The sequence below is a fragment of the Parasphingorhabdus sp. genome (genome assembly GCF_059726685.1).
Genome location: NZ_AP041068.1, coordinates 2,651,976 through 2,667,222, shown reverse-complemented (window position 1 = coordinate 2,667,222; position 15,247 = coordinate 2,651,976). Strand labels below are relative to the sequence as shown.

Sequence of the window (15,247 nt, the reverse complement as noted above, 5' to 3'; positions counted from 1 at the left end):
ACCATTTCGACCCAATCAGGGGAACGCCAAGACGGCAATCAATGTCTGAATCGACGACACAACCGAAACGGAAACGCAATCGCGTAATCCAGCCTCACGGTTCGCGCCAAGAGGGAAGTGCAGTTGCAAAGCTGGCTGCTGGCGCGATTGGTATTGTGTTCGGCGATATCGGTACCAGCCCGCTCTATGCCTTTCGCGAAACATTTGTAGGTGCCCACCCACTTGAGCTGGACAAGATCCACGTATTGGGTGTGGTCAGCCTCATCTTCTGGTCCATGACACTGGTCGTCGCGATACAATATGTGACCATATTGATGCGCGCGGACAACAAGGGGCAGGGCGGCAGCCTGGCAGTGGTTGCCTTGCTATCCGGGGCGTTGCGACGATCAAAATTTGGTTGGGTCGCCATATTGCTGGGCGTCTTTGCCACTTCGCTATTTTACGGCGACAGTATGATCACACCGGCGATCTCGGTTTTGTCAGCCGTTGAAGGACTGACCGTGGTCAATAGCGGACTGCAGCCCATGGTTATTCCGATTGCGGTGGGTTTGCTGGTCTTTCTGTTTGTTATCCAGTCGCGGGGGACGGCGAAAATCGGGGCCTTATTTGCACCGGTGATGTTTGTTTATTTTACCGTTATTGCAATATTGGGCCTGACGCAGATATTCCATACGCCCGAAATATTGCTCGCATTGAACCCCTGGTATGCTGTTCAATTCTTCTTGATCGATGGTTTCAAGGCTTTTCTGGCTTTGGGGTCGGTCGTGTTGGCCGTGACCGGTTCTGCCGCGTTATTTGCGGATATGGGGCATTTCGGCCGCAAACCTATGCGTATTGCATGGTTCGGCTTCGTGATGCCTGCTTTACTATGTAACTATTTCGGCCAAGGCGCGATGATCATCGGATTGGATCAGGCAGGGGCCGAGGCAGCAATCCAGAACCCGTTTTTCCTGCTCGCCCCTGAAATGCTGCGCTTGCCATTGGTCATATTGGCCACCATGGCTACCTTCATTGCCAGCCAGGCTGTAATTTCCGGTGCATTTTCGGTCACGCATCAGGCGATTCAACTGGGCTTCATCCCCCGGCTTACAGTCAAACATACCAGTGCTTCCGAAGCTGGGCAGATTTACATTCCGGTGATCAACTGGACAATCATGATCGCGGTTTTGATCCTGGTGCTTACGTTCCAGAGTTCAAGCAGTCTCGCGTCTGCGTACGGTATTGCGGTGACTGGTGCTATGCTGATCGATACATGTTTGCTTGCAGTTCTGGTTTTCACACTGTGGAAGTGGAAATGGTGGTATGCCGTTCCTCTGCTTGCTCTGTTCTTCCTCGTTGACGGCGCCTATTTTGCGGCAAACCTGACCAAGGTTCCGCAAGGCGGCTGGTTCCCGCTAATGGTCGGTGGTTTCGCCTTCCTATTGTTGACGACTTGGGCCAAGGGACGCAAGATTATGCGGGAAAATATGGCAGAGGCGGCGATGCCGATTGAAATCTTCACCAAGTCCGCCAAGAACAGCGCAACCCGGGTTCCCGGAACGGCAATTTTCATGGCCTCTGCATCGGTCGGTGTTCCGTCCGCTTTGCTCCACAACATCAAACATAATAAAGTGGTTCACGAACGGGTAGTGATTTTGACCGTCAACATCAAAGATGTGCCCTATGTGGAATCGGAAAAACGCATAGAGGTTAAAGATCTCGGCGATGGTTTCTACCGACTCATTCTGAACTATGGCTTCATGCAGGAAACGGACGTCCCGGCGGCTCTTAAAAAGGTCAAGGAATGCGGTATGGACTTTGACATGATGACCACCAGTTTCTTCCTTTCGCGGCAGACATTGTTGCCGTCAGAGAGGCCGAAGATGATGATCTGGCGAGAGAAAATCTTTGCATGGATGCTGCGCAATGCCGCCACCGCCATGGAATTTTTCAAACTTCCCAGCAACCGCGTGGTGGAGCTGGGCAGTCAGATGGAAATTTGACGCTAGGCCTGGCGTTCAAATATCAGTTTTGTCCACCGAACACCCATCGCCTTGTTGTTGGGCAATAGAGATTCAGTTCGCTCATTGTAAATCGGGACGAGTTTGAACGACGATGCCAGTTCCATTGTCTCGTCCGCTGAAACCGCAAACATCCGTCTACCCTTGGGAACGGGGCCATGTCTCAGTGAAATAAAGAAACGTGCATCTTGGTTGAGCAGCGCGGACACATGTTTCATCGCGGTATCTCTTTGATCTTTATCGAGATGCATCCAAACGGCATTGATCAATATGAAATCGAACTGTTCGTTCAGACTTCTGATTTTTTCCAGATCGGGTAAGCTGTCATCCAGCCACCTGATGTCGGGTGAAGGGTGAAGCCGGATTGCGCCTTCTCGCATTTCTTTTGTGGGCTCGGCGGCAATAACGTCATGGCCTCTCTTATCGAACCAAGCGGCATCTCGTCCCGTACCAGAACCAATATCCAATATCCTGCTCGGCGTTCGAGGGAAGCAAGTGATTGCTGCTGCGTAGCTCTCTTCAAATGAGAGTTTTTCATATTGCTCCAAGAGAAAAGGGGCTTGGCTGGCATAGCCTTCCGTGCCGCTGACAGCGTTGTTTTTCATGCATTACAGTCTCTTGTGAAGTCTGCTATTTGTCTATCGTAAATTTATAGCCAGAGAGGGCAATATTTGGTGGCGTATAAGGATAACGTCTACTAGATAGCGGGCATTCGATTCTTGTCTGGATATTGAGGACAAAGCTTATGCGTATTGCCATTGCTTCTGATCATGCAGCTATCGACATGAAAGTCGCTTTGGTGGAGTGGCTTGCGGAGGCCGGGCATGAAGTTGACGATCTGGGTCCAATGACGACGGAAAGCGTCGATTATCCTGATTATGGCTATAAACTCGCCGATGCCATTGCATCGGGAAGTGCGGAGCGCGGTGTTGCCTTGTGTGGTTCCGGCATCGGCATATCCATTGCCGTCAATCGTAACCCGGCTTGCCGCTGCGCACTGGTTTCTGAAGGTCTCTCAGCGAAACTGTCTCGCGAACATAATGACGCCAATGTTATTGCAATGGGCGCGCGTCTGGTTGGCATCGAAATCGCGAAAGACTGCCTGAACAATTTTTTGAACACCGAATTTGGCGGAGACAGGCATCAACGCCGCGTCGACAAATTGTCCGCACCACAGACCGAAGGAGCAGCGTAATGAGTAATGTCGCAGATATACAGGATATCCGTCCGACCGGGTTTTTCGATTTTTCGGTGGATGAGAGTGATCCCGCGGTCGCCGGTGCAATCAATGCGGAATTGTCGCGCCAGCAAAATCAGATCGAGTTGATTGCTTCTGAGAACATCGTTTCCAAGGCCGTGTTGCAAGCACAAGGCTCCGTGTTCACCAACAAATATGCAGAAGGCTATCCCGGCCGCCGCTATTATCAGGGCTGTGCTCCATCTGATGATGTTGAAACACTTGCCATCGAGCGGGCGAAACAGCTTTTCAATTGTGGCTTTGCCAATGTTCAGCCGCATTCAGGGGCACAAGCAAACGGCGCCGTGATGCTCGCGTTGACCAAGCCGGGCGATACCATTCTTGGTATGTCTCTCGATGCAGGTGGCCATTTGACGCATGGCGCGAAGCCCGCGCAATCGGGCAAGTGGTTCAATGCTGTCCAATATGGTGTCAATGAAGACGATCATCTGATCAACTATGCGGAAGTTGAGGCGCTGGCCAAAGAACACCAGCCAAAGCTGATTATCGCTGGTGGCTCTGCCTATCCGCGCCAAATCGATTTTGCCAGGTTCCGTGACATTGCAGATGCGGTCGGCGCGATCTTCATGGTCGATATGGCTCATTTCGCTGGTTTGGTGGCGGCTGGCTATCATCCTAGTCCACTAGAATTTGCAGATGTGGTCACGACCACCACGCACAAGACTTTGCGTGGTCCACGTGGCGGTCTGGTACTCACCAATGATGAAGCCATTGCGAAGAAAATAAACTCGGCGGTTTTCCCGGGTCTGCAAGGTGGTCCGCTAATGCATGTCATCGCCGCCAAAGCGGTCGCATTTGGCGAAGCGTTGCGCCCTGAATTTGCCAGCTATTCTTCCGCTGTCATCGAAAATGCCAAAATATTGGCGGCGCGCTTAAAGGAACGCGGCGCCAATCTGGTTGCTGGTGGTACAGATACGCACCTTGCTCTTATTGATCTCTCACCGCTTGGTATCACCGGCCGCGATGCCGATGAAGCACTGGAGCGTTCTGGTATTACCTGCAATAAGAACAGCATTCCCAACGACCCGCAGCCGCCGATGAAAACCAGCGGCATTCGTGTTGGTTCACCGGCAGGTACAACCCGAGGCTTTGGCCCGGCGGAGTTCCAGATGATTGGTGACATGGTTGCTGACGTACTTGATGGCTTGCGTGAAAAAGGAGAAGGCGGTGATCCGGCTGTTGAAGCCGATGTCCGTCAGCGCGTTGAAGAGCTATGCTCTCGTTTTCCAATTTACCCTGAATAAGCGAAACGGACCTTTATGCGTTGTCCCTTTTGTGCCCATGATGACAGTCAGGTAAAAGATAGCCGGCCCACCGAAGATGGTACGACCATCCGGCGGCGGCGGCAATGTGAGGGGTGCGGCGCCCGTTTCACAACATTTGAACGGATACAGCTTCGCGAGATCACAGTGGTAAAAAGCGAGGACCGCCGCGAGACTTTTGACCGGTCCAAGATCGATTTGTCCGTGTCTCTGGCTTGCCGCAAGCGCGGGATTGCGCAGGAGCAGATGGATCAACTGGTGTCAGGTATCCAGAGGCAGCTGGAAACTAGCGGAGAGAATGAGATTCCGTCCAAACGCATCGGCGAGATGGTCATGGAAGGCCTTAAGGGACTCGATAGCGTTGCCTATATCCGCTTTGCGTCGGTCTATAAGGATTTTACCGAGGCCAAGGATTTTGAGGAATTCGCCGGCAGCGTGAAAGATGTGGGTATCGGCGATACCAGCGGCAAATGAGCACCGGCAAGCCGATCATAGTTCTGGTGAAGCCACAGCTGGGTGAGAATATCGGCAAGGCGGCGCGGGCTATGCTGAATTTCGGGTTCACCGACATGCGGATCGTGGATCCTCGTGACGGCTGGCCCAATCCATCCGCTGGTCCCACTGCGGCTGGCGCAGATAGTGTGTTAGAGGACGCTCAGGTTTTCGAGACAACCGCCGAAGCGGTGGCGGATTGTTCGCATGTCTATGCCACTACGGTTCGTAAACGCGGTATGACCAAAGAAGTGCTGACCCCTGCAGCAGCGGCGGAAGACATGGCATCCGCCAGCGGCAAATGCGCGATACTATTCGGCCCGGAACGGTCCGGGCTGGAATTGGTCGATGTCGAGCTCGCCCGCAAGATCATCACCGTACCTATAAACCCGGAATTCGGTTCACTCAATTTGGCTCAAGCAGTGATTTTAATCGCCTATGAGCTGTCGAAACTGGATGGCGGCGAAACCGTGCAGCCGACAATCGAGACAAAAAAGCGCGAACCGGCTCCGCAAATCGAACTGGACCGCTTTTACGAACATCTGGAACGGGCGCTGGAAGAGGCCGGTTATTTCTATCCGCCTGATCGTGCACCAGCGACGAAAGTGACGCTCCGCAATATGATCACCAAACCGGCGTGGACCAATGAAGAAGTTCAGACGTGGCGCGGTGTTATCAGCTCTCTGGAAAAGCCATTTGTGAAAAAATGAGCTTTTGACAGATCAGCTGTCTCGCATCTGATCCCATTTTTCGAGCTCGTAGCTGATCGACGTTTCTATCAGCATTTCCCAAATCGCGGCCATGGTCGGAACCGGAATGCCTGCGCTACTGGCAAGCTGTTTCACATTTTCCAGAACCTTTGCTTTTCGTCCCTCGTCACGCACAGCAGTGCGATCCTGTTTAATCCGCGCAGCGGCGTCCATGCAGGCAAAGCGCTGGGTCATCAGGGCGATAAGTTCGCCGTCAATTCGGTCCACTTGTTCGCGGACATCTGTCATGGTTTCCATTGGAGGAAGCGTCGTCGTTTCTGTCATGTCAGCGCCTTTAATCACTGCGACCACCCAAGTCGAGTAATGATGGGGATTTTTGAGCGATTTTTAGGGCTGCAGATGCTTGACAATCGCGCACTAGATCGTCATAGGCCGCGTCTTGCAATTGGCTCCGCACCCCGGTGAAGCGGTAGCCGCGTTAATCCAAGCGGATTTTCGGTGCATTCCGGGACGAATTGAAACAGCAAATTAGGAGTCAGTGAAATGACAAAGCGTACCAGCTCGAAATATAAACTTGATCGCCGCATGGGCGAAAATATTTGGGGTCGCCCCAAATCACCCGTCAATCGCCGCGACTACGGCCCTGGTCAGCATGGTCAGCGCCGCAAAGGCAAACTGTCTGACTACGGCATTCAACTGCGCGCCAAGCAAAAGCTGAAAGGCTATTATGGCGACGTAACCGAGAAACAGTTCAAGCGTGCTTATAAAGAAGCATCGAGCATGAAAGGCGATACCAGCCAGAACCTGATCGGCCTGCTGGAGCAGCGTTTGGACATGGTTGTTTACCGCGCCAAATTCGCTCCAACCATCTTTGCTGCTCGCCAACTGGTTAGCCACGGCCACATTCGCGTCAACGACGTTAAATGTAATGTTGCTTCGCGCAAAGTGCAGCCAAATGATGTTGTTTCGCTGAGCGATAAAGCAAAAGAAATGCTGCTGGTTATCGAGGCACAGAGCCTGCCAGAGCGCGAAATTCCAGAATATGTCACGCCGGACGGCACTGACAAAGTAACCTATGTTCGCGTACCAACGCTGGACGAGGTGCCTTATCCGGTAACGATGGAACCCAATCTGGTCGTCGAGTTTTACTCACGCTAATTGGTTCAGCGATATATACCAAAAAGGGCGGCCCGTTGGAGCCGCCCTTTTTTGTGCCTTGTTTCTATTTTACTTGGGAAGAAAAGACGCGGATTTTTCGAGCATGTCTTGACGTGCCTGCGAGTTTCTAAGGCTATGTGCGAGTTTCTCATATTTGATATATGTCACTTGCTTGCCTGCCGATTTCAGTTTGCGGTTCATTAGATTGGAATGTTCTATCGCCACGTTGCGATCATAGTCCCCGTGGAAAAGCATAACGGGGGCGTTGATCTTATCGACATTCTGAGCAGGTGAGCCTTCCCGTACATGTGGTCCACTGCCAACAAATTCCCGGGTGACTGCTCCGCTATAATAAGCCCTGGAGTTACTTTTAAGAGTAGCAAGGTCAGTCACCGGCGCGATGGCGACAATGGCTTTGAATAAATCTGGATCGAGTACTGCTGATTGTAGCGCCGCATATCCACCATAGGACCAACCTACGATTGACAGGGCAGACGGTTTAGCAATCCCCTGAGAGATCAACCATTTACCTGCGTCGTTAACATCGCCAACAGATGTACGCCAAGATTGAAAGCCATTTTCTTTGTACCATTCCTCTCCGTATCCGGCGGAACCGCGGAAATTAGGCTGTAGTACTGCAAAGCCTTGGCTAACATAAAATTGTGCCAGCCAATCAAATCCCCATTCGTCTCGTGCACCTGGGCCACCATGCGGCATGACGATCGCGGGTAGATCTTTGGCGGCTGTACCAACCGGCATGGTCAAATAGCCCGGTATCATTGTGCCATCGGCAGCTGGGTAAGAAATCGGCTTCACTTCCGCCAAATTATTATTTTCAACCGATGGTCGAACACCTAACAATGGCCTTAACTGCTTGGTTGTCTTGTCAAATAGGAAATATTGTCCCGGATCAACGTCTGAGCCAGCCCAGATTAGCAACGTATTTTCGTCCAGGCTCGCATCAGCGAATTGAATTGAATAATTTTCGCCCAATGCTTTGCCGAGCGCATTCGCTAACTTTTCAAGTGTTGGATCAAAATAAACACCTTTCCGCTTGTCGGTGGCATAACTGACCCCGACCACTCGCTGGTTTCGGCCAATCCGGATCAATGCATCTACATCAACTTGGTCATGTGCGAAGACGACCTGTTGTTCAGCGCTACCGTCCAGCGCTATTGACACCAGTGCCTTGCGCCCCTTATACGGCGCAAAACCATAGACACGGTCGGTTTTTGGGTCGACCGCATAAGGGTTGAACCCCCTACGATTCGAATAATCGAGCCTTCCTAAAGATCGCCAATCATTGTCGGATTGATAAAAATATTGAATTTGACCGCTATCCAGTTCCGTGCTGCCTTTCTTAATCCGGCTCCCCTTGATGCGGACATTGCCGACACCGTCTGTAATATACTCGACCGCTTCATCTTTCGGTCGCTCGATCATTTTCGATTTGCCGGTGATGGTATCGATTCTTTCGACGGCCAGGCCTTCATCGAGATTTCTGATAAGTGTTCCCGCAGCACCTGTTTTCAGATGATAGCGTGTCATCAATATCATGTTATCATCTTGCGGCAGCCAATCGATAATATTGCCGCCGCCTAAATTATAACCAATCGCATTTCGTGGCGGTCGTTTACTAAGAAGCATAGGCTTGCTGCCATCAGCATTGACTGCAAACATGCTCGAAAACCCTAAGATATCGCCGGCATATTTTTCCAATCCTCCGATTTTGCAGGCCAGACGTTCATTGGAAACCCAACCGCACCAGAATAGATTTTCCGGATCACCTGAAGAGGTCGTTACACGGACTGGCTCGTTGCCCTTATTCAGATCGATGGAATAGAGGTCTGTCTGCAAGCCTGGGCCGGGTGAGATAAAGGCTATTTTAGTGCCGTCAGGGGAAAGGCTGATACTCTGAACTGCTGGCATCGAACCGAATATTTTGGCTTGGTCATTGGCGAAGACTGGAGTTGAAAAAGTGTATGCGAATACAGAAACCGCAAAAAGCGGCTTAGAAATGTTTAGCAATGATGCCCCCTGATATTACAATACTGTAAACTGAATGAATAATGCACTATCGGCATGAGCAATTAATAACGCAAGAACGAATCTGTATTTCAGACTATATGAGGAGCGTGCATAGCTTGCGCTTGCCCACGGTCTCTGCCACTAAACACCCAATAGCCGTCAGGCATAGTTTGATATGAGGACCTTGAAATGCAAAAGAAATGGTTTGCCCTTGCGCTGATACCGGCGCTGGCTTTGACATCTTGTGTAATACAGGTGGATGATGCTGAAGATGCTGTCCCACTGCCAGAGGTCTCTGCACCGGAATTATCGGTCGATACGATGCGCGACATTACGCAGGAGCTTTCTTCCGATGCCTTTGAAGGGCGTGCACCGGGCACTATTGGCGAAGAAAAAACGCTTGCTCTGCTGACCAAAGAATTTGCCGAAGCCGGTTTGGAGCCAGGCAACGGTGATAGCTGGTTTCAGGATGTTCCGCTGGTCGAGATAGAAGCGAAAAACGTATCCGACCTGACGATCAAGGGCGGCACTAGCGACATGAGCTTCAAATATGGTCCCGAGATGGTCATCACCTCCTATCAGGAACAGCCGGAAATTGACGTGTCGGATAGCGAGATGGTTTTTGTCGGCTACGGCATCAACGCTCCTGAGCGGAAATGGAATGACTATGAGGGCATCGACGTCAAAGGTAAGACCGTTGTCATACTTGTAAACGATCCGGATTTCGGAACCGAAAGCCTGGAAGGTGAATTTGGCGGCCGGGCGATGACCTATTATGGGCGCTGGACCTACAAATACGAAGAAGCCGCACGTCAGGGTGCAGCGGCGGCACTGATCATTCATGACACAGCACCAGCGGCCTACGGCTGGAATGTGGTGGAATCAAGCTGGAGCGGACCGCAATTTTATGCGCAGTCAGCCAATGGTGGCGCTGATCAGACAAAGGCTAATGGTTGGGTTCAGAAGGATGTGGCAGCCAAGATTTTTGCCAGCGCCGGTCAGGATCTGGAAGCTATGATGGCCGCCGCGAAGAACAAGGAATTTAAAGCCATGCCATTAGGCGTGACTGCATCCATGTCATTTGAAAATGATATAAGTAAAATGGACAGCAAGAATGTCATCGGCATGATCAATGGTAAGACCCGACCTGATGAATATGTACTTTATACAGCGCATTGGGATCATCTGGGGCGTTGTAAGCCAGCACCTGACGGTGATGATATCTGTAACGGTGCTGTCGACAATGCCACCGGCACGGCCGCATTGGTCGCTCTCGCCGAAGCGCATGTCAAGGCAGGCGCACCGGATCGCAGCATATTGTTTCTGGCGGTGACGGCGGAAGAATCCGGCCTGCTCGGATCAAAATATTATGCCGAGAATCCAATCTATCCGCTCAACAAGACGGTTGGCGGTGTGAACATGGACGCCTTTGGCATGGCTGGTCCTGCAAAAAATGTCGTAGTGGTTGGCAAAGGCAAATCGCAGCTCGATCGCTATCTGGAAGGTGCGTTGACCGTTGACGGGCGAACTGCCGAGGCTGAGCCGACACCTGAAAAAGGCTTTTACTATCGTTCCGACCATTTCAGTTTCGCGAAACTCGGCGTGCCGATGATTTATTTCGAAGGTGGTGAAGACCTTGTTGAAGGTGGCCGGGCCGCTGGTGAAGCGATCAGCCAGGATTATACCGAGAACAAGTACCATGGACCGAAAGACGAATTTGATCCGAGTTGGAACTGGGACGGTGTGATGGGTGATCTGAAGGTCTATTATACCGTTGCTAGAATGCTGGCGATGACCGAAGACTGGCCGAACTGGAATGAAGGCGACGAATTTCGTGATATCCGTGACAAGAGTCGCGCCGGGGCCTGATCTCTAACCACTTGCTTATATGATGAGATGGCCAGCCGAATGGGAGCCGCATGAAGCGGTTTGGATCGGCTTTCCGGGCAATCCAAATGAATGGCCTGAGCAATTGGCGGAGGCGCAGCATGAAGTTGCCGCCTTCGCCAATGCCGTTTGTGATGATGGCAATGGCGAGCAGGTCAAGTTTGTCTGTCGGGACTCAGCGGATGTCAAACGAGCGTCCGAACTGGTTCATCACAATATCGAAGTCATGCACCAGCCTTTTGGCGATATTTGGTTGCGTGATACCGGGCCGATTATAACGGTCGGTGGGGATAGGCTGGCCCATGATTTCGGCTTTAATGGCTGGGGCCGAAAGTTTGAGATGGCGGGCGATCAGAATATCGGGCGGCGTCTTGCTACAGAGGCAGGCCTGCCTATCTCCTCGCATGACTGGATATTGGAAGGCGGCGCCATTGATGGAGATGGTACTGGCCAACTCCTCACCACCGAACAGTGCCTGCTCAATCCCAATCGCAATCATAATATGAACAAGGATGAGGCGCGCCAGAAGTTACGGCAAGCGTTGAATATTAAGCATATTTTCTGGCTTGGCGATGGGTTGATCGCTGATCATACCGATGGCCATGTCGATAATCTGGCGCGCTTTGTAGCACCGGGGAAAGTCGCGATTCCGCAAACCAGTGACGCTGATGATCCAAATGCCGATATTTTTGACGAAGCGGCCAGTCGCGCAACTGCGGCTGGTCTTGACGTGATCCGCATCCCTTCAGTTGGCATGTATGAAATCAACGGTGACATTGCACCTGCCAGCTATATGAATTTCTATATCGGAAACACCGTTGTTGTGGTTCCGCAATATGGAGCCGATTCTGACGCGGCTGCTGTCGACTCTATTGCGGATTTATTTCCTGATCGCAAAGCCATTGGCCTTTCCAGCAAAGCGTTGCTGCATGGCGGCGGGAGCTTTCACTGTATCTCGCAGCAAATCCCCCAGACCTGATTTTCTGTAACCTCAACCCGATTCAAACGAACTATGTTTGAGGGGAGCAAAATGCTAACCTCTTTCTGTATGATTGAGGGGATGGCCGATGGCTGATGGAATTTTGAGTGTTTTGAGCACGCTCACATATATACTGGTTTTTTTGCTCGGCCTTGGTCTGGCCGGTGTGATCGTTCTGTTCGTTATCGATATAACCCAAAAACAGGATGCCGTGCGCCGCAACTATCCTGTCATCGGACGCTTCCGCCACCTGTTCAGCAGCCTGGGCGAATTTTTCCGGCAGTATTTCTTTGCCATGGACCGAGAGGAAATGCCCTTTAACCGGGCGGAACGGGAATGGGTTGGTCGCGCGGCAAAAGGTACGGGCAATACGATTGCTTTTGGCTCTACAAAAAACCTTGATCCGGCCGGCACCCCGATTTTCGTCAATTGCCCGTTTCCGACGCTAGAGAAAGATGCTGCAGAAACCGCAACATGCACATTGGGTCCCTATAGCGAGAAACCCTTTGAAGCCAAATCACTGTTCAATGTCTCTGCGATGAGTTTCGGTGCGCTGTCTGTACCGGCGGTAAGAGCACTGTCTCATGGAGCCAAAATGGCGGGATGCTGGATGAACACCGGTGAGGGCGGTTTGTCACCTTATCATCTCGAGGGAGGTTGTGACATCGTCTTTCAGATTGGTACCGCCAAATATGGCGTGCGCAATGATGACGGTAGTTTGAACGACGATAAACTGCGAGCGATAGCGGATCACGAGCAAGTCCGTATGTTCGAGATTAAAATGTCGCAAGGTGCGAAACCAGGAAAGGGCGGTATCCTGCCCGCCGCGAAGGTCACCGAGACAATTGCAAAAGTACGCGGCATCCCGGAAGGCGAGGCCTCTATTTCTCCCAATCGCCATCCAGAAATCAACAGCGTGGAAGACATGCTCGATTTTGTTGATCACGTCCGCAAAGTCACTGGTAAGCCGACCGGCATTAAAGCGGTGGTCGGTGCCTATGGCTGGATAGAGAGCCTTTGCGAGGAAATTCATCGTCGCGGTATAGAGAGTGCACCGGATTTCTTCACGCTTGATGGCGGTGATGGCGGGACCGGTGCCGCGCCGATGCCGTTGATGGACAATGTCGGTCTGCAGCTGGATGAAAGTCTGCCGATGCTTTCTGATATCCTGCACAAATATGATTTGCGGCAGCGCGTCCGGATTATCGCATCGGGCAAAAGGATTACGCCCAGCGAGGTGGCCTGGGCTATATGTGCGGGCGCGGATTTCGTGAACAGCGCGCGCGGTTTCATGTTTTCGCTAGGATGTATTCAGGCGATGAAATGCAACAAGAATACATGCCCTACCGGCATCACAACCCATGATCCTAGGTTGCAGCGAGGGCTTGATCCGTCGGACAAAAAGGTCAAGGTCGCCAATTATTGCAAAAGTCTTGTTCACGAAGTTGAAGTGCTGGCCCATAGCTGCGGCGTTGATGAGCCACGTCAATTGGGCCGCAAACATGTCCGTATCGTTCAGGACACGGGCAAGTCCATTGCGCTGGATGAGCTCTATCCGCGGCCAGAGGTTGCAAAGAAATTCAAGGTGATAGAAGACGTCTCTGGATAAACTGCTTTGCATGTCTGTGCAGCTGATTTATGTCGTCTATCAGAGAGATAATCCCCAACTGAAAGGCCTGAAAGAATGACAAAGAAGCTTTTATTCGCTGGTGTCGCAACCGCGTTATTGGCAGCCGCAGGGGCGCCCGCACTGGCGGAAGATGATGCCAAAGCTGGCGCGACGCAAAGTGATGCTAACCTGATGGCGGTGATCAATCATGATCGGCGCAAGGATGACAATTCGCGCGACGTTTATCGTAATCCTGCTAAGACTCTCGCTTTCTTTCAGATAAAACCGACCCATACCGTTGCGGAATATGGCCCGGGAGGCGGGTGGTACACGCGAATATTATTGCCCTATCTCAGCGCCAATGGAAAATATGTCGCGGTGAATGGCAACAGCGACAGCATTAACTTCACCAGCCGTGCACGCGAAGGTCGCTCTAAAAGCTGGCCGGAGCGTTTCCCTGACGCTGCATCAGGATGGACCGGCATTCCTGCCGATCAAATTGCCGCTTTTGAAAGCGACGAAGTTCCGGACGAGATGAAAGGCAAGATTGACCGGGTGGTGATCTTTCGCTCACTGCACGGAATGCTCAACGGCACGCGTGCCGATTCCGAACTACGCGCCTTGCGAGACATTCTTGCTGATGATGGCATGATCGGCGTTGTCCAGCATCGTGCAAATGCTGATGCGCCTTATGCAATGTCCAACGGAACAAAAGGGTATCTCAAGCAGGATTCGGTTATCGCGCTATTCGAACTGAACGGCTTTGAATTGGTGGACTCGTCTGAGATTAATGCCAATCCGAAAGATACAAAAGACTATGAGAAAGGCGTGTGGACATTGCCGCCTGTCCTTACGAACAAGGACCAAGACAGAGCGAAATATCAGGCCATTGGCGAATCCGACCGGATGACCTTACTATTCAAGAAAAGACCTTAATCTTTGAGAGAGGCGATAATCTGTATAGCCTCTCTCATTGAATGATTGCCGCAGGAGAGGAATGATGACCAAAAAGAAATGGATTATGATAGGCGCAGTGACGGCGCTTGGAGCACTGACACTTGCTCCGGCTTCCGCAAAAAATCATGCAAAAGATGGTGCGTCAGGTGAAACAAATTTGCGTACTGTCATCACGCATGAACGCCGTGCAGAGGACAAGGCTCGTGACAAGTATCGCAATCCGGCCCAGACCATCAGTTTCTTTGATATCCAACCCGACGACACGGTCGTCGAATATGTTCCCGGTGGAGGCTGGTACTCCAGGATATTGGCACCTTATGTCGCAGAAAAAGGCAAGTTTATCGGACTGACCTTTGCGCCGGATCCCCTGCCATTCGGAGACGAGGCAAAAGAACGTATTCGCGGCTTCCCAACCAAATTTCCCAATGATGTAGCCGAATGGACCGGCATGCCAGCCGCGAAATTTTCTGCCTACACAACCGACAAGGTTCCTGAAGAGGCCAATGGCACCGCAGACTACGTCATCATTCCGCGGATGATGCACAATCTGATGCGCTGGAACCTGGCGGACAGCGAAATCAAGGTGATGCGCAATATGCTGAAAGATGGCGGCATGGTTGGTATTATTCAGCATCGCGCGAAGGACGGCACGGCGTTTAGCTATGCCGATGGCAATAAAGGCTATCTGCGCACTGATACCGTGGTGAAATTCATGGAGGCGCATGGCTTTGAACTGGTCAAGCAGTCCGAAGTCAACGCGAACCCCAAAGATACGGCGGACTACCCCAAAGGTGTCTGGACCCTGCCGCCACGCTATGCTGAAGGCGATACGGACAAAGCCAAATATACTGAAATTGGCGAGTCTGATCGCATGACCCTTTTGTTCAAAAAGCTGCCATGACGTCAT

The 15,247-nt window shown here is 51.7% G+C and carries 14 protein-coding genes; 11 read left to right on the top strand and 3 right to left on the bottom strand.

Going from position 1 to position 15,247, the window contains the following annotated elements; genetic code table 11:
- The first annotated feature begins 41 nt into the window (after positions 1 to 41).
- Entirely contained in the window at positions 42 to 1,982 is a 1,941-nt protein-coding gene (locus AC6I9Z_RS13145) for a potassium transporter Kup (RefSeq protein WP_461456238.1), read from the top strand.
- Between the two features lie 2 nt (positions 1,983 to 1,984).
- Here AC6I9Z_RS13145 and AC6I9Z_RS13140 read toward each other — a convergent pair whose 3' ends face one another.
- Positions 1,985 to 2,605, bottom strand: a complete 621-nt coding sequence (locus AC6I9Z_RS13140; RefSeq protein ID WP_461456237.1) for a class I SAM-dependent methyltransferase — start codon at positions 2,603 to 2,605, stop codon at positions 1,985 to 1,987.
- A 140-nt stretch (positions 2,606 to 2,745) separates the two neighbouring features.
- On the opposite strand from AC6I9Z_RS13140, the gene rpiB reads away from it, so the two are divergent.
- From rpiB to AC6I9Z_RS13120, 4 genes are read left to right on the top strand one after another with little or no spacing between them, the layout of a single operon-like run.
- On the top strand, positions 2,746 to 3,195 hold the full coding sequence (gene rpiB / locus AC6I9Z_RS13135; protein WP_461456236.1) for a ribose 5-phosphate isomerase B: 450 nt from the start codon (positions 2,746 to 2,748) through the stop codon (positions 3,193 to 3,195).
- Positions 3,195 to 4,502, top strand: a complete 1,308-nt coding sequence (gene glyA, locus AC6I9Z_RS13130; RefSeq protein ID WP_461456235.1) for a serine hydroxymethyltransferase — start codon at positions 3,195 to 3,197, stop codon at positions 4,500 to 4,502. Before rpiB ends, glyA begins: the two co-directional genes overlap by 1 nt.
- Before the next feature lie 15 nt (positions 4,503 to 4,517).
- Positions 4,518 to 4,994 carry a transcriptional regulator NrdR gene (gene nrdR, locus AC6I9Z_RS13125; protein ID WP_109356708.1) on the top strand — a complete coding sequence of 159 codons (477 nt, stop codon included), beginning with the start codon at positions 4,518 to 4,520 and terminating at the stop codon, positions 4,992 to 4,994.
- Positions 4,991 to 5,722, top strand: coding sequence for an RNA methyltransferase (locus tag AC6I9Z_RS13120; protein WP_461456234.1), 732 nt, complete (start codon positions 4,991 to 4,993; stop codon positions 5,720 to 5,722). Before nrdR ends, AC6I9Z_RS13120 begins: the two co-directional genes overlap by 4 nt.
- A 12-nt stretch (positions 5,723 to 5,734) precedes the next feature.
- On the opposite strand, the gene AC6I9Z_RS13115 is transcribed toward AC6I9Z_RS13120, so the two are convergent.
- Positions 5,735 to 6,046: a chorismate mutase gene (locus AC6I9Z_RS13115; RefSeq protein WP_461456233.1), complete on the bottom strand. Its 312-nt coding sequence runs from the start codon at positions 6,044 to 6,046 to the stop codon at positions 5,735 to 5,737.
- Positions 6,047 to 6,265: 219 nt separating this feature from the next.
- Between AC6I9Z_RS13115 and rpsD the strand changes: the two genes are divergently transcribed.
- A complete protein-coding gene (gene rpsD, locus AC6I9Z_RS13110) occupies positions 6,266 to 6,880 on the top strand; it encodes a 30S ribosomal protein S4 (protein WP_109356711.1) in 615 nt (204 codons plus the stop codon).
- A gap of 69 nt (positions 6,881 to 6,949) precedes the next feature.
- Here rpsD and AC6I9Z_RS13105 read toward each other — a convergent pair whose 3' ends face one another.
- Positions 6,950 to 8,908: a S9 family peptidase gene (locus AC6I9Z_RS13105; protein WP_461456232.1), complete on the bottom strand. Its 1,959-nt coding sequence runs from the start codon at positions 8,906 to 8,908 to the stop codon at positions 6,950 to 6,952.
- 189 nt (positions 8,909 to 9,097) lie between these two features.
- On the opposite strand from AC6I9Z_RS13105, the gene AC6I9Z_RS13100 reads away from it, so the two are divergent.
- From AC6I9Z_RS13100 to AC6I9Z_RS13080, 5 genes are all read left to right on the top strand, one after another.
- Positions 9,098 to 10,777, top strand: coding sequence for a M28 family metallopeptidase (locus tag AC6I9Z_RS13100; protein ID WP_461456231.1), 1,680 nt, complete (start codon positions 9,098 to 9,100; stop codon positions 10,775 to 10,777).
- A 19-nt stretch (positions 10,778 to 10,796) separates the two neighbouring features.
- Complete coding sequence (locus tag AC6I9Z_RS13095) at positions 10,797 to 11,774, top strand: agmatine deiminase family protein (protein ID WP_461456230.1); 978 nt, start codon at positions 10,797 to 10,799, stop codon at positions 11,772 to 11,774.
- Positions 11,775 to 11,862: 88 nt separating this feature from the next.
- A complete protein-coding gene (locus AC6I9Z_RS13090) occupies positions 11,863 to 13,383 on the top strand; it encodes an FMN-binding glutamate synthase family protein (RefSeq protein WP_461456229.1) in 1,521 nt (506 codons plus the stop codon).
- A 75-nt stretch (positions 13,384 to 13,458) separates the two neighbouring features.
- Positions 13,459 to 14,319, top strand: coding sequence for a class I SAM-dependent methyltransferase (locus AC6I9Z_RS13085; RefSeq protein WP_461456228.1), 861 nt, complete (start codon positions 13,459 to 13,461; stop codon positions 14,317 to 14,319).
- 61 nt (positions 14,320 to 14,380) lie between these two features.
- Complete coding sequence (locus tag AC6I9Z_RS13080) at positions 14,381 to 15,241, top strand: class I SAM-dependent methyltransferase (RefSeq protein ID WP_497810952.1); 861 nt, start codon at positions 14,381 to 14,383, stop codon at positions 15,239 to 15,241.
- Positions 15,242 to 15,247 lie beyond the last annotated feature (6 nt).

Excerpts from the sequence above, each read along its gene's own strand:
- rpsD (WP_109356711.1), top strand. The coding sequence starts at position 6,266 with ATGACAAAGCGTACCAGCTCGAAATATAAACTTGATCGCCGCATGGGC.
- AC6I9Z_RS13145 (WP_461456238.1), top strand. The coding sequence starts at position 42 with ATGTCTGAATCGACGACACAACCGAAACGGAAACGCAATCGCGTAATC.
- AC6I9Z_RS13100 (WP_461456231.1), top strand. The coding sequence starts at position 9,098 with ATGCAAAAGAAATGGTTTGCCCTTGCGCTGATACCGGCGCTGGCTTTG.
- AC6I9Z_RS13115 (WP_461456233.1), bottom strand. The coding sequence starts at position 6,046 with ATGACAGAAACGACGACGCTTCCTCCAATGGAAACCATGACAGATGTC.
- AC6I9Z_RS13120 (WP_461456234.1), top strand. The coding sequence starts at position 4,991 with ATGAGCACCGGCAAGCCGATCATAGTTCTGGTGAAGCCACAGCTGGGT.
- rpiB (WP_461456236.1), top strand. The coding sequence starts at position 2,746 with ATGCGTATTGCCATTGCTTCTGATCATGCAGCTATCGACATGAAAGTC.
- AC6I9Z_RS13085 (WP_461456228.1), top strand. The coding sequence starts at position 13,459 with ATGACAAAGAAGCTTTTATTCGCTGGTGTCGCAACCGCGTTATTGGCA.
- AC6I9Z_RS13095 (WP_461456230.1), top strand. The coding sequence starts at position 10,797 with ATGATGAGATGGCCAGCCGAATGGGAGCCGCATGAAGCGGTTTGGATC.
- glyA (WP_461456235.1), top strand. The coding sequence starts at position 3,195 with ATGAGTAATGTCGCAGATATACAGGATATCCGTCCGACCGGGTTTTTC.
- nrdR (WP_109356708.1), top strand. The coding sequence starts at position 4,518 with ATGCGTTGTCCCTTTTGTGCCCATGATGACAGTCAGGTAAAAGATAGC.
- AC6I9Z_RS13140 (WP_461456237.1), bottom strand. The coding sequence starts at position 2,605 with ATGAAAAACAACGCTGTCAGCGGCACGGAAGGCTATGCCAGCCAAGCC.
- AC6I9Z_RS13080 (WP_497810952.1), top strand. The coding sequence starts at position 14,381 with ATGATGACCAAAAAGAAATGGATTATGATAGGCGCAGTGACGGCGCTT.
- AC6I9Z_RS13090 (WP_461456229.1), top strand. The coding sequence starts at position 11,863 with ATGGCTGATGGAATTTTGAGTGTTTTGAGCACGCTCACATATATACTG.